At 70.2% G+C, this 12,523-nt stretch carries 12 protein-coding genes; 10 read left to right on the top strand and 2 right to left on the bottom strand.

What is annotated here, in order from left to right:
- The first annotated feature begins 96 nt into the window (after positions 1 to 96).
- The 8 genes from ACZ5FU_RS01290 to ACZ5FU_RS01255 all read left to right on the top strand — a co-directional run bounded on the left by ACZ5FU_RS01290 (position 97) and on the right by ACZ5FU_RS01255 (position 8,901).
- On the top strand, positions 97 to 1,104 hold the full coding sequence (locus ACZ5FU_RS01290) for an ABC transporter permease (RefSeq protein ID WP_451526183.1): 1,008 nt from the start codon (positions 97 to 99) through the stop codon (positions 1,102 to 1,104).
- A gap of 65 nt (positions 1,105 to 1,169) precedes the next feature.
- The gene (locus tag ACZ5FU_RS01285; protein WP_451526184.1) at positions 1,170 to 2,969 is read left to right on the top strand and encodes an ABC transporter substrate-binding protein; all 1,800 of its coding nucleotides are present in this window, start codon (positions 1,170 to 1,172) and stop codon (positions 2,967 to 2,969) included.
- 110 nt (positions 2,970 to 3,079) lie between these two features.
- Positions 3,080 to 4,078 carry an ABC transporter permease gene (locus ACZ5FU_RS01280; RefSeq protein ID WP_451526185.1) on the top strand — a complete coding sequence of 333 codons (999 nt, stop codon included), beginning with the start codon at positions 3,080 to 3,082 and terminating at the stop codon, positions 4,076 to 4,078.
- The gene (locus ACZ5FU_RS01275; RefSeq protein WP_366058177.1) at positions 4,075 to 5,172 is read left to right on the top strand and encodes an ABC transporter ATP-binding protein; all 1,098 of its coding nucleotides are present in this window, start codon (positions 4,075 to 4,077) and stop codon (positions 5,170 to 5,172) included. Before ACZ5FU_RS01280 ends, ACZ5FU_RS01275 begins: the two co-directional genes overlap by 4 nt.
- Positions 5,173 to 5,186: 14 nt before the next feature.
- A complete protein-coding gene (locus ACZ5FU_RS01270) occupies positions 5,187 to 6,647 on the top strand; it encodes an ABC transporter ATP-binding protein (RefSeq protein ID WP_469044713.1) in 1,461 nt (486 codons plus the stop codon).
- A 63-nt stretch (positions 6,648 to 6,710) separates the two neighbouring features.
- Positions 6,711 to 7,367: a trimeric intracellular cation channel family protein gene (locus ACZ5FU_RS01265; RefSeq protein WP_451526186.1), complete on the top strand. Its 657-nt coding sequence runs from the start codon at positions 6,711 to 6,713 to the stop codon at positions 7,365 to 7,367.
- A gap of 62 nt (positions 7,368 to 7,429) precedes the next feature.
- The gene (locus tag ACZ5FU_RS01260; protein ID WP_469044079.1) at positions 7,430 to 8,287 is read left to right on the top strand and encodes a thioesterase family protein; all 858 of its coding nucleotides are present in this window, start codon (positions 7,430 to 7,432) and stop codon (positions 8,285 to 8,287) included.
- A gap of 170 nt (positions 8,288 to 8,457) precedes the next feature.
- Positions 8,458 to 8,901, top strand: coding sequence for a hypothetical protein (locus ACZ5FU_RS01255; protein WP_469044078.1), 444 nt, complete (start codon positions 8,458 to 8,460; stop codon positions 8,899 to 8,901).
- A gap of 138 nt (positions 8,902 to 9,039) precedes the next feature.
- On the opposite strand, the gene ACZ5FU_RS01250 is transcribed toward ACZ5FU_RS01255, so the two are convergent.
- Entirely contained in the window at positions 9,040 to 9,687 is a 648-nt protein-coding gene (locus ACZ5FU_RS01250; protein ID WP_469044076.1) for a TetR family transcriptional regulator, read from the bottom strand.
- Positions 9,688 to 9,832: 145 nt separating this feature from the next.
- Between ACZ5FU_RS01250 and ACZ5FU_RS01245 the strand changes: the two genes are divergently transcribed.
- The gene (locus tag ACZ5FU_RS01245; protein WP_451526189.1) at positions 9,833 to 9,997 is read left to right on the top strand and encodes a hypothetical protein; all 165 of its coding nucleotides are present in this window, start codon (positions 9,833 to 9,835) and stop codon (positions 9,995 to 9,997) included.
- 17 nt (positions 9,998 to 10,014) lie between these two features.
- Positions 10,015 to 10,281: a DUF4190 domain-containing protein gene (locus ACZ5FU_RS01240; RefSeq protein WP_451526190.1), complete on the top strand. Its 267-nt coding sequence runs from the start codon at positions 10,015 to 10,017 to the stop codon at positions 10,279 to 10,281.
- A 130-nt stretch (positions 10,282 to 10,411) separates the two neighbouring features.
- Here the strand turns inward: ACZ5FU_RS01240 and ACZ5FU_RS01235 are convergent, their stop codons facing one another.
- Positions 10,412 to 12,160 carry an alpha/beta hydrolase gene (locus ACZ5FU_RS01235; protein WP_469044712.1) on the bottom strand — a complete coding sequence of 583 codons (1,749 nt, stop codon included), beginning with the start codon at positions 12,158 to 12,160 and terminating at the stop codon, positions 10,412 to 10,414.
- Positions 12,161 to 12,523 lie beyond the last annotated feature (363 nt).

Raw genomic sequence — 12,523 nt, 5'->3', positions numbered from 1 at the left:
CAGGGGTGCTTTCACCCCTGCGTACGACGGACTGATCACGCCGCTACAGCGGCAAGTGTGGGCCGGCTACCGCCGGTTGAGAGGGGTCCCTGCCAGATGACGGCACCATTGCACGAGCCGACCGCGGAAGCGGCCCCGAGCCCGGCCGAGGAAGCGGCGGTGGCCACCGCCGACGCGAAGGCCGTACAGGGCCGTTCCCTGGGTCGGATCGCCTGGGAGCGCCTGAAGCGGGACAAGCTCGCCCTGACCGGCGGCATCGTGGTGCTCCTCCTCGTCGTGGTCGCGCTGCTGGCCCCGGTGATCACCTCGATCCTGGGCCAGGACCCGAACGAGTACCACGAGAACCTCATCGACCCGCTGTTCGGCACCCCCACGGGCTCCCTGGGCGGCATCAGCGGCGAGCACCTGCTGGGCGTCGAGCCGGTCAACGGCCGCGACATCTTCGCCCGCATCCTCTACGGCGCCCGGATCTCCCTGCTGGTCGGCTTCCTGTCGGCCGTCGTCGCCGTGATCCTCGGCACCGTCCTGGGCATCCTCGCCGGCTTCTTCGGCGGCTGGGTCGACTCGGTCGTCAGCCGGGTCATGGACGGTCTGCTCGCCTTCCCCCAGCTGCTGTTCATCATCGCGCTGGTCTCCGTCATGCCGAGCGACCTGCTGGGCCTCACCGGCTCCAACGTGCGCGTCTTCGTGATGATCCTGGTCATCGGCTTCTTCGGCTGGCCCTACATCGGACGTGTGGTGCGCGGCCAGACCCTCTCCCTGCGAGAGCGCGAGTACGTGGAGGCCGCCCGATCGCTGGGCGCCGGACGGCTGTACATCCTGTTCAAGGAACTGCTGCCCAACCTCGTCGCCCCGATCGTCGTCTACACCACGATGATGATCCCCACCAACATCCTGACCGAGGCGGCGCTCAGCTTCCTGGGCGTGGGCGTCAAGCCGCCCACCGCCTCCTGGGGGCAGATGCTCTCGAGCGCGATCGACTACTACGAGTCCGACCCCATGTACATGGTGGTTCCGGGCGTGGCGATCTTCATCACCGTTCTCGCCTTCAACCTCTTCGGCGACGGCGTGCGGGACGCGCTGGACCCGAAGGCCTCTCGCTGAGCCGCACCTCAACTGTCCCGTGGCACTTACACGGGGTCTCTCATCTATCCGGAGGATCCGAGATCGTGACTACCCAACGCACCTCAGGGCGGCGGAAGCAGGCTATTGCCGCTGCTGCCGCGGTCGCCGCGCTGCTGACCACGGCGGCGTGCGGCGGCGGTTCGGACGACGGCGACAACGGTTCGAAGACCGGTGCCGCCGGCTTCGACGCCGCGAACAACAAGGTCGCCCAGGCGTCCGCCGCGAAGAAGGGCGGCACGCTGAAGTTCGGTGCCGCGCAGGACGCCGACTCGTGGGACACCACGCGTGGCTACTACGGCATGATGTGGAACTTCGCGCGCTACTACAGCCGCCAGCTCGTCACGAACAAGGCCGAGCCGGGTGCCGCGGGCGCCGAGATCACTCCGGACCTTGCCACCGAGACCGCCAAGGTCACGGACGACGGCAAGACCTACACGTACACCCTGCGTGACGGCATCACGTGGGAGGACGGCAAGCCGATCACGTCCAAGGACGTGAAGTACGGCATCGAGCGCGTGTGGGCGCAGGACGTCCTGTCCGGCGGTCCGACGTACCTGAAGGACGTGCTCGACCCCAAGGGCGAGTACAAGGGTCCCTACAAGGACACCTCCGCCGACAAGCTCGGTCTGAAGGCCATCGAGACGCCGGACGACAAGACCATCGTCTTCAAGCTCCCCGTGGCCAACTCGGACTTCGAGGAGATGCTGGCCCTGGTCTCGGCCTCGCCGGTCCGCCAGGACATGGACACCAAGGCCAAGTACGGCCTGAAGCCGTTCTCCTCGGGCCCGTACAAGTTCGCGTCCTACAGCCCGGGCAAGGACCTCAAGCTCGTCCGCAACACCAACTGGAAGCAGGCCTCGGACCCGGTCCGCAAGGCCTACCCGGACGAGATCACCATCAAGTTCTTCTCGGACGCCAACCAGCTCGACCAGCGTCTGCTGAGCGGTGACCTGGACCTGGACCTGAATCAGACCGGCATGTCGCCGCAGGGCCGCACCACCGCCCTGAAGCAGCACAAGGCCAACCTGGACAACCCGGTCTCCGGCTACGTGCGTTACGCGGTCTTCCCGCAGAGCGTCGCGCCGTTCGACAAGCTCGAGTGCCGCAAGGCCGTCATCCTGGGCGCCGACCACGTGTCGCTCCAGACCGCGCGTGGCGGCCCGATCGCCGGTGGCGACATCGGTACCAACATGCTGCCGCCGTCCGTCCCGGGCGCCGAGGGCCAGAAGTACGACCCGTACAAGCTCGCCGGTGACAACAAGAGCGGCAACGTCGCCGAGGCCAAGGCGGCCCTGAAGGCCTGCGGTCAGCCGAACGGCTTCAAGACCACCATCGCGGTCCGCAACAACAAGCCGGTCGAGGTGGCCACGGCCCAGTCCCTGCAGGCCTCGCTGAAGAAGATCGGCATCACCGCCGAGATCGACCAGTACGACGGCTCGCAGACCGCCGGCATCATCGGCAGCCCCTCGAACGTGAAGAAGAAGGGCTACGGCATCATCATCATGGGCTGGGGCCCGGACTTCCCGTCCGTGCAGGGCTTCGGTCTGCCGCTGTGGAACAGCAAGTACATCGCGGAGAGCGGTAACAACAACTACGCGCTCATCAAGGACAAGGCCATCGACGGCCTGTTCGCCCAGTACGTCACCACCCTGGACGACGCCGGCAAGACCAAGATCGCCACGGAGATCAACCACAAGGTGATGGAGGGCGCGTACTACCTGCCCTTCGTCTTCGAGAAGTTCATCAACTGGCGCTCGGACAACCTGGCGAACGTCTACACCACCGACGGTTACAGCGGTCAGTACGACTTCGTGAACCTCGGCCTGAAGAACCCGAAGAAGTAGTCCCGGCACACCCGCCGAACGGCACGAAAGGCAGGTGAAGGCCGGCGCAGCGTGAGCGCGGGCCACCGGACGACCTCCGGTGGCCCGCGGTCCGCGGCGGGCCGAGAGCTGTGCTCGCTTACCTCATCAGGCGGTTGTTCGCCGCCGCAGTGATGCTTGTGGTCATCGTCATGGTGGTCTTCGGCATCTTCTTCCTCATCCCCAAGTGGGCCGGCGTCGACATCGCCTTGAGCTTCGTGGGCAAGCAGGCCGACCCGGCCGCGGTCGAGGGTGTGCGCGAGAAACTGGGTCTGGGCGACCCGATCTACGCCCAGGTCTGGGAGTTCTTCAAGGGGATCTTCGCCGGACGCACCTACACCGGCGGCGGCGACTCGATCAACTGCGCCGCGCCGTGCTTCGGCTACTCCTTCCGCAGTGAGCAGGCCGTCTGGCCGGTGCTGACCGACCGCTTCCCGGTGACGCTGGCCCTCGCGCTCGGCGCCGCCGTGCTGTGGCTGCTCCTCGGTGTCTCGGCGGGTGTGCTCTCCGCGCTCAAGCGGGGCAGCCTGTGGGACCGCGGCGCGATGGTGATCGCGCTGTCGGGCGTCTCCCTCCCGATCTACTTCACCGGCATGGTCGCGCTGTCGATCTTCGTGTACGGAATGGACCTGTTCGACGGACAGTTCGTCCCGCTGGACGAGAGCTTCTCCGGCTGGTTCGGCGGAATGATCCTGCCCTGGGTCACCCTGGCGTTCCTGTACGCGGCGATGTACGCGCGCATCACCAGGGCCACCATGCTGGAGATCCTCGGTGAGGACTACATCCGCACCGCCCGCGCCAAGGGCCTCAAGGAGCGGGTCGTCATCGGCAAGCACGCCATGCGCTCCACGATGACGCCGCTGCTCACCATGCTGGGCATGGACCTCGGCGCCCTCATCGGCGGCGCGATCCTGACCGAGACGGCGTTCAACCTGCCCGGCCTCGGCCAGGCGGTCCTCAACGCCATCAAGAACCAGGACCTGCCCGTCATCCTGGGTGTCACCCTGATCACTTCCCTCGCGGTGCTCGTCGCCAACCTCGTGGTGGACATCCTGTACGCCGTGATCGACCCCCGAGTGAGGCTCACATGACCGACCTCAGCAAGAGCGGAGCGGCCGTGGGCGAACCCACCGCCGCCTCGCCCGCGCCGAGCGCCTTCCTCGAAGTGCGCGACCTGAAGGTGCACTTCCCGACCGACGACGGCCTGGTGAAGTCCGTCGACGGGCTCAGCTTCCAGCTGGAGAAGGGCAAGACCCTCGGCATCGTGGGCGAGTCGGGATCCGGCAAGTCGGTGACCTCGCTGGGCATCATGGGTCTGCACACCGCCGGCCAGTACGGCAAGCGCAAGGCCCAGATCTCCGGCGAGATCTGGCTGGACGGCACCGAGCTGCTCTCCGCCGACCCGGACCACGTGCGCAAGCTGCGCGGCCGTCACATGGCGATGATCTTCCAGGACCCGCTGTCGGCGCTGCACCCGTACTACACGATCGGCCAGCAGATCGTGGAGGCGTACCGCATCCACCACAACGTGGACAAGAAGACCGCCAAGCGCCGCGCGGTCGAGATGCTCGACCGGGTCGGCATCCCGCAGCCGGACAAGCGGGTGGACAACTACCCGCACGAGTTCTCCGGCGGTATGCGCCAGCGCGCGATGATCGCGATGTCGCTGGTGAACAACCCCGAGCTGCTCATCGCGGACGAGCCGACGACCGCCCTGGACGTCACCGTCCAGGCGCAGATCCTCGACCTGATCCGCGACCTGCAGAAGGAGTTCGGCTCCGCGGTCATCGTCATCACCCACGACCTGGGCGTCGTCGCCGAACTGGCCGACGACCTCCTGGTGATGTACGGCGGCCGGTGCGTCGAGCGCGGTCCGGCCGAGAAGGTGTTCTACGAGCCCCGCCACCCCTACACCTGGGGCCTGCTGGGCTCGATGCCGCGACTCGACCGCGACCAGCAGGAGCGCCTGATCCCGGTCAAGGGCTCCCCGCCCTCCCTGATCAACGTCCCGTCCGGCTGCGCCTTCAACCCGCGCTGCCCGTACGCGGACCTCCCGAAGGACAACGTCACCCGCACGGTCCGCCCGGAGCTGGCCGAGGTCGGCAGCCGGCACTGGGCCGCCTGCCACCTGGGCAAGGAGCAGCGGGAGCGTATCTGGACCGAAGAGATTGCGCCGAAGCTGTGAGTGACGAGAAAGCGGTGAGCATCCCCGCGCAGACCGACGGTGAGCCGAGCGGCGGCGCCGCCACCCTCACCAAGGACGCCGCCCCCGGCGAGGTCCTGCTGAAGGTGACCGGGCTGCAGAAGCACTTCCCGATCAAGAAGGGCCTGCTCCAGCGGCAGGTCGGCGCCGTGCACGCGGTGGACGGCCTGGACTTCGAGGTCCGCTCCGGCGAGACCCTCGGCGTGGTGGGCGAGTCCGGCTGCGGCAAGTCGACGATGGGCCGGCTGATCACCCGGCTGCTCGAACCGACCGGCGGCACGATCGAGTTCGAGGGCAAGGACATCACGCACCTCGGTGTCGGCGGCATGCGTCCGCTGCGCCGCGACGTGCAGATGATCTTCCAGGACCCGTACTCGTCGCTGAACCCGCGCCACACCATCGGCACGATCGTCGGCGCTCCCTTCAAGCTCCAGGGCGTCACGCCCGAGGGCGGCATCAAGAAGGAAGTGCAGCGGCTGCTGTCGGTCGTGGGTCTCAACCCCGAGCACTACAACCGCTACCCGCACGAGTTCTCCGGCGGTCAGCGCCAGCGCATCGGCATCGCCCGCGCGCTCGCGCTGAACCCGAAGCTGGTCGTGGCGGACGAGCCGGTCTCGGCGCTCGACGTGTCGATCCAGGCCCAGGTGGTGAACCTGCTCGACGACCTCCAGCAGGAGCTGGGCCTGACGTACGTGATCATCGCGCACGACCTCTCGGTCGTCCGGCACGTCTCGGACCGGATCGCGGTGATGTACCTCGGCAAGATCGTCGAGCTGGCCGACCGCGACCTGCTCTACAAGACGCCGATGCACCCGTACACCAAGGCGCTCATGTCGGCGGTGCCGATCCCGGACCCGAGCCGCAAGAACGCCAAGAGCGAGCGCATCCTGCTCAAGGGCGACGTGCCCTCGCCGATCTCCCCGCCCACCGGCTGCCGGTTCCACACCCGGTGCTGGAAGGCGACGGAGATCTGCAGGACGACCGAGCCGAAGCTCGTCGAGCTGCGGCCCGGCCAGCAGGTCGCCTGCCACCACCCGGAGAACTTCCAGGACCAGGCCCCGCAGGACACCGTCCTGCTGACGGCCGCGAAGGAAGCGGCCGAGCTGGTGGCCGACGAGGTGCTCGCGGAGTCGGCCCTGACGTCGGCGGCCGTGGCGGCGGAGGTCGAGGCGGAAGCCGAGGCGGAGACCGCGGCTGAGGCGAAGACCGAGGCCGTGGCGAAGGCCGAGGCGGTGACCGAGGCCGAGGCCGTGGTCGAGACCGCGGCGGAGGCCGTGGCCGAGGCGGAAGCCGCCGAGGCACCTGTGGCCGCGGAGCCCGCCGAGGCGTCTCAGACGCCCGAGGCGCCCGAGGCCACGGAGCCCGCCGAGGCGGACGCTCCGGCAGCGGACGCTCCCGAGGCCGCCGCCTCCGAGCCGGCTGCCTCCGAAGAGGAGCCTCCTGCCAAGGAGAAGTAAGCAGCACAGAGCCCCTGCCTTGCAATGTAAGGCAGGGGCTCTGTGCTGGGTGAGAATAGTAGGGTGCTCCACCAACTCTTCAGCCCATCCGTCCAGCACACGCTCGACCTGATCGGCATCTTCGTCTTCGCCATCTCGGGCGCGCTGCTGGCCGTGCGCAAGAACTTCGACGTCTTCGGCATCGCCGTGCTCGCCGAGGTGACCGCGCTGGGCGGCGGCATCTTCCGGGACGTGATCATCGGCGCGGTGCCGCCCGCCGCCTTCACGGACCTGGGCTACTTCCTCGCCCCGCTGCTCGCCGCCCTCCTCGTCTTCTTCCTGCACCCGCACGTGGAGCGCATCCAGGTCGGCGTGAACGTCTTCGACGCGGCCGGCCTCGGCCTGTTCTGCGTCTCGGGCACCGTGAAGGCGTACGACCACGGCCTGGGACTCACCGCGTCCGCGGCCCTCGGGCTGGCCACCGCCGTCGGCGGCGGTGTGCTGCGCGACGTCCTCGCCAACGAGGTGCCCTCCCTGCTGCGCTGGGACCGCGACCTCTACGCGGTACCGGCGATCGTCGGCGCCGCCATGGTGGCGGTCTGCCTCCGCTACGACGTCCTCACCCCGGCCGCCAGCGGGGCGGCCGCGCTCACCGCCTTCGTCCTGCGGCTGCTCGCGATGCGCTTCCACTGGCGGGCGCCGCGCGCGTGGAACCGCCGTTCGACGGTGCGGGAGGAGTAGCGTCGCCGGGCGGAGGAAGGGGAAAGCTACCGCTTAGTATTTTGCTGTTGTACCGTTCACGCATGTCTGAAGCAGCCATCGCCCCCGCCGCCCTCGGCGACAGTGAGTTCGACCGGGACACCGCCGTCACCCTCCGCGAGCCCGGCGTGTACGACACGGAACTCTCGGCCGGCTGGACCATCTTCGGCGCCGTCAACGGCGGCTACCTGCTCGCCGTGCTCGGCCGCGCGCTCGCCGACGCGCTGCCGCACGGCGACCCGTTCACGGTCACCGCCCACTACCTGAGCGCCTCCCGCCCCGGCCCGGCGGTCGTCCGCACCGAGACGGTCCGCGCCGGCCGCACCGTCTCCACCGGCCAGGCCTCCCTCCTCCAGAGCGACGAGAACGGCCGCGAGGTCGAACGGATCCGTGTCCTCGCCTCCTACGGCGACCTCGGCGCCCTCCCCGACGACGTCCGCACCTCGGCCCGGCCGCCCGCCTTCCCCCCGATCGGCCAGTGCTTCGGGCCCGAGGACGGGCCCGTCCCCGCCCCCGGCGCCGACCAGCAGCCCATCGCCGAGCGGCTGATGCTCAAGCTCGACCCGTCGACCATCGGCTGGGCGCTCGGACAGCCCTCCGGCAAGGGCGAGGTGCGGGCCTGGTTCGGGCTCGCCGACGGCCGGGACGCCGACCCGCTCTCCCTGCTCCTCGCGGTGGACGCCCTGCCGCCCACCGCCTTCGACCTCGGCATCGCCGGCTGGGTCCCGACGGTCGAGCTGACCGTCCACGTCCGCTGCCGTCCCGCCCCCGGCCCCCTGCGCGTCTCCATCGTCACCCGCAACCTCGCGGGCGGATTCCTGGAGGAGGACGGCGAGGTCTGGGACAGCGAGGACCGGCTGGTGGCGCAGTCGCGGCAGCTGGCGCGCGTACGCCTCGCGTGACCCGGCGCTCCCGGCCGGCCGCCGGCCGGGAGCGGTGTCGTGGACCGGCGTCTTGAACCGGGCTTTGCCCGATCGACAGGCGCCGGACAGAGAGGTCCCAGGGAAGGCCCGAACGCCGTTGGTCGAATGACGGTCTCAGGCCTTCCTCATCCTTTCTGGAGCTGTCCCTCATGAAGCGTGTGCCGACGATGCCCGTACGTCTCCTCCCCGCGGCCGCCCTGCTGGCCCTCGCGCCGTTCCTCCTGGCGGCCTGCGGATCGGGCGACTCGGCGTCCTCGAACGACGGCACGTCCGGGCAGGAGGCGTGCGGGCGGCCCGGTGGAGCGCCGAGCGGGATGCCCAGCGGGACACCGAGCGGGGCGCCGAGCGGGGCGCCGTCGGGAGCGCCGTCCGGTGCCCCCACCGGCACCGCCGCTCCGGGGGCCGCAGCCTCGGGGGCTCCGACGGGCGTGCCGACCGGCATCCCCTCCGGCATGCCGAGCGGCGGGCCCGGCGGGGGCGGACAGGGCGGGCCCGGCGGGGGAGCGGGCGGCGGCTGCGGCGGACCGGGCGGCGGCCTGGCCGGGGAGCAGAACGGCGGCGTCCAGGGGGAGTCGACGCGGCCGGCGCGGTGACGGACCGAGGGCGCGGGCGCGTCCGCAAGGACGGTGCGGGGTGACCACTCGGATACGGGCGGCCGCCCCGCCCGCCCGCGCGTCCCGCTCCGGTGCCGTGCGTCCCGTCGGTCCAGGATTCGATCCGGTCCCCTCGGCTCAGGAGTCGAGCCAGTGCCGGCGGCCGATGCTGATGAGCCGCATCTGGCGGGTCGCGAGCCGGACCACCCGGTCCAGGTCCCCGTCCGGGGCCCTGCCGGACTCCTGGGCCTCCCGCGCCTCCAGGAAGAGCGAACCGGTGACGATCATCTGGTCGACGTAGAGGTGCGAGAGCATCAGCAGGTCGTCCTCGCTCCACCCCTCGGCCGCGGGGTCCTTGGCCAGTTCCGCGCGCACCTCCTCGGCGAAGCGGCCGAGCTGGTCCCGGATCGCCTCCCGGACCGGCTGGACGCCGCCGTGCCGCTCCCGGGCGATGAACCGGACGTGTGCGGGGTACGCGTGGACGTGACGGGCGATCAGGTCGACGGCCCGTGCGATGCGTTCGTCGCTGGAGCCGGCCGCGGTCACCGTGGACCCGATCATGGGGTGCAGACTGCCCAGCGCCTCCTCGACCAGGGCCACGCCCAGGTCCGCGATGGAGCGGAAGTGCCGGTAGAAGGCGGTCGGGGCGACCCCGACGGCGCGCGTGACCTCGCGCAGGCCGAGGCTGCTCAGGCTCTGGTCCTCCAGCAGCCCCAACGCGGCGTCCAGGAGGGCCTGCCGGGTCTTCTGCTTCTGGGCCTGCCGGATGCCGAGGGTGTGACTCATGTCATCCAGTTAACAACTGTTCTCCGTAATTGCCAAGCACGGAGCGCGCTAGACTGGGTAGTCAGTGAACAGATGTAACTACAACTGTTCACCAGGACGTCACGAGAGACGGGCACGACAACCGTCCCGGAGGGGGATCCATCCCATGCTGTTCCTCGTCGCCGCACTCCTGCTGCTCGGCGTCGTCATGGGCACCGTGGCCCACGCGCCGCTCGGCTTCAGCCTCGCCGCGGCCGCCGTGATCGCCGCCTGGCTCGGCGTCTTCGCGCTGCGCGAGCGCCACGGCCGCCGCCGCACCACGACCCGCTGACGGAAGGAACGACCGACATGCAGCTCACCGCACCGGCCACGCGCCGCACGGGCGTCCGGGACACCGACGGCATGGCCGTCGCGTCCTTCATCCTGGGCCTCGTCGGCCTCCTGGTCCTCAACGTCTTCCTCGGCCCGATCGCCATCGTCCTGGCCTCGGTGGCCCTGTGGCGGGGCACGGAGCGCCGGGGCCGCGCCGCCCTGGGCCTCACCCTCGGCGTGGCCGACCTGCTGGTCCTGGCGTTCTTCATGCAGGCGGACTCGACGCTGTCCTGGAGTTTCTAGACCCCGGACGGGCCTCCGCGCCGGCCGGCCGGGCACGGAACCACCGCACGCGCCGATGCCGGTGCGTGCGGTGGTTCCGGGATGGCGGGGCCCGCCGGTGCGGGAGGCCCCGCTCTCGGTGCCGGACCGCTTACGGCCAGACGTACCCGTCCGTGTGCTGCTTGCGGGGCTCGGTCGGCTGGCGGTAGGGGTGGGCGTCGAACTGTGCGCTGTGCAGGGCGAAGGAACGGTTCAGCTTGGGCATCCAGTAGACGTCGTCGTGGTGCCCGTCGCCGTTCTGGGTGTCGTAGGAGACCCCCTTCGCGGACAGGGCCTTGGCCATGTCCCTGGCCGCCTGGCCGAAGCGGTACTCGTCCTGGTCCCCGCCGTCGAAGTAGTAGGTGTGCTCCTTCAGCTGGGCGGACGTCATGGAGTTGACCAGCTTGATCGGCTGCTGGCCGGCGCTGGCCGCGCGCTCCTCGGGCGTGCCGATCAGGGGCGGGAAGCTGAGCGCGCCCATGTGGCTGGCGATCGAGCTGAACAGGTCGGGCCGCGTCAGGCCCAGGGTGAACGCGCCGTGACCGCCCATCGAGACCCCGCTGAGGCCGCGGTGCTCACGGTCGGGGACGGTGCGGTAGGTCCGGTCGACCAGGGGCACCAGCTCCTGCGCGACCATGCTGCGGTACTTGCCCTCGGAGGAGTCGGTCCACCAGCCGCTGGCCCCGTCGGGGAAGACGACCACCGACTCGCGCATGCCCTTCTCGGCGAACAGCTTGTCGAGGACCTTGCCCATGTCCCGCGCCTCCCACTCGATGTTGCTGCCGTTGAAGCCGTGCAGCATGAACACCGTCGGGAAGCGGCGGGCCGTGGTCTGTGTGTAGGAGGGCGGGAGGTAGACGCTGAAGCTCACTTCCCGGCCCATGGCCGCGGAGCGGTAGCCGTTCCGGAAGAACCTGGCGTGGTCGCCCAGTTCCCGGGGACGGCGCGGGTCGACGTACAGGAACTCCCGGGTGGGCGGGGACAGTACGGTCCCGTCGGCCGCCACCCAGCTGCGGATCGTGTCGACGACCAGACGGCCCTGGCCGTCCACGACGACCTCGGCCTGCTGGTCCCGCAGCGTCACCGAGCCGTTGCCGCGCAGCATCGCGCGCACCTCGGCGAGCCGCTGCTCCCGGGTGTCGCCCTGGTGGAAGAAGCCGTCGTCCAGGGTCGCTGCGTAACGGGACAGCTGACCGCGTGACACCGCCCGGTGCTGCGCGTCCAGCACCGCGCAGGCGTGCTTGAGCTGCGCGGCGTTCGCCGGGGTCGTGGCGAGTCCGGCCAGCTCACGCAGCCGCGACTTGGAGTACAGGCCGACCGGGCCCTGGTAGAAACCGCCGCCGCCGGTGCCGTCGTAGACCCGCACGGCGATCACGTTCGTGCCGCCCCAGTGCAGCAGGCCGTCCCGCGGGTAGTACGTGCGGGGCACCTCCCACGCGGAGTCGAAGGCCGGCGGGAAGGCGCCGGTGCGGCCTATCTCCTCGCCGTTCAGGAAGGTCTGGTCGGCGTCGTCGACGCGGCCGAGCGAGGCCACCACCGAGGCGTCGGTCACGCCCGCGGGCCGCTCGGGAAGGGTGAAGGTCTTGCGGTACCAGGCGAACCCGTCGTACGACGCCAGGTCCGTCTGTCCCCAGTTGTCGGGAACGGACCAGCCGTCCCAGGAACCGTCGGAGAGGGCGGGGTCCGACCACGAGGGATCGTCCCCCGTGCGGAAGCGCCAGCCGCCGCCGGTCAGGTCGAACCCGAAGTCGGGGGCGGCCGGGGTCGCGCACGACGTCCCGGCCGCACCGGTCCCGGCCGTCGCGGTCTGGGCCGCGGCGGGGGAAGCCGTGACGGCCGGTGCGCCGGCCAGGGCCGCCACCAGGGTCAACACACCAAGACCACGGAAACCGCGCGAGCCGCGCGCCATGGGGTTTCGAGGCAACGAGGTGCTCCGTTCTGCGGAGTTGCCGATCCTGAGCCCTCCGTTCCGTGACCCCCGGAGACACCCGACAGAATCAATCGACTTCGAACAGAAAGCATCAAGATTTGATGAGCATGCAACATCGCAGTCTGTGTCGATCATGTCAATGGTTTCGACAGAACCGGGGATAACGGACTTCGCGGTCCGGGCCCTCGCATGTCGGACCTGCCGGTCCGCCGCGCCGGACACGGGTCCGTGGCCCACCGGACCGGCGGCCGTGGGGTCGCGGGGCTCGCCGGTCCGGTGGGCCACGGCGGCCGC

This window comes from Streptomyces sp. NPDC031554 (genome assembly GCF_055580685.1).
Note: the sequence above shows the minus strand (reverse complement) of the source record. Positions and strands in the feature narration are given on the sequence as shown.